General features: G+C 47.4%; 1 protein-coding gene. It reads right to left on the bottom strand.

Annotation, left to right across the window (positions count from 1 at the left end):
- Positions 1 to 428 (bottom strand): AMP-binding protein (locus ACWF4Z_RS38360; RefSeq protein WP_452248114.1); only part of this gene is annotated, 428 nt, incomplete at both ends.

Genomic DNA, 428 nt, shown 5'->3' with positions numbered 1-428 from the left:
GCTTGGCTCCGTTTAACAAAGAGCCGAACATATCGAACATAAACGCGTCAAACACGTAATTGGAAAGACCGAGAATCGTATCCTGTTCTGTAATGCTGAGATAATTCGTTTCCTTCACCGTGCGGAGAATATTGGCATGTGTCACGATATTCCCCTTAGGTGTTCCAGTCGTTCCGGAAGTATACGTCAGGTTGGCCATTGCTTCAGAATCAAGAGGCAGTGCGAGATTGCGCGCATCGGCATGATAGCTTTCTTCCTCATCGGCTAGCACGATAACGCCCTTAAATTCCGCTTCTTCCGCCAAAGCCTTTAATTTTCTCTGAGTGAGAAGCACCTTTGCTCCGCTGTCACGGAAGAAATGCTGCATCCGCTGAATCGGATGTTCCGGATCAATCGGAACATAAGCCGAACCTGATTTTAATACTGCC

This window comes from Kribbella sp. NPDC055071 (assembly GCF_053608045.1).
Note: the sequence above shows the minus strand (reverse complement) of the source record. Positions and strands in the feature narration are given on the sequence as shown.